Annotated in this window: 1 protein-coding gene; it reads right to left on the bottom strand. The window is 42.5% G+C overall.

The window, feature by feature from the left end:
- The coding region (locus tag V7121_RS22640; protein ID WP_335547962.1) for an Ig-like domain-containing protein at positions 1-398 on the bottom strand (398 nt) is incomplete at both ends.

Below are 398 nucleotides of genomic sequence, written 5' to 3'. Positions count from 1 at the left end.
TATCGGTTACTTCATTTACCTCTGGTAGTCCTGGCGCTGTTGCATCTCTTACCACTACTGTGGTTATTTCACTTACATTCCCAGCCTTATCCGTAGCTACGATGACCAACTCAGTCCCTGCCTTTTGCACATCAATGGTCATTTTATATTGACCATCTTCCCCGGCAGTTCCGGTACCAATCACCGAACCATTTACTTTCACTTCTACTTTTGATCCAGCTTCTACTTGACCAGTAACAGCTGTATCCTTATCAGTTACTTCATTTACTCCAGGCTTTGCAGGCGAGGTTATGTCTTTCACAACTACTGTAGTAGTTTCACTTACATTTCCAGCACTATCAGTTACAACGACTTCTAAATTGGTCCCTGCCTTTTGCAAGTCAAAAGTGACCTTAAAT

The sequence above is a fragment of the Neobacillus drentensis genome, from assembly GCF_036962125.1.
Classification (GTDB): Bacteria; Bacillota; Bacilli; order Bacillales; family Cytobacillaceae; genus Neobacillus; species Neobacillus drentensis_B.
Note: the sequence above shows the minus strand (reverse complement) of the source record. Positions and strands in the feature narration are given on the sequence as shown.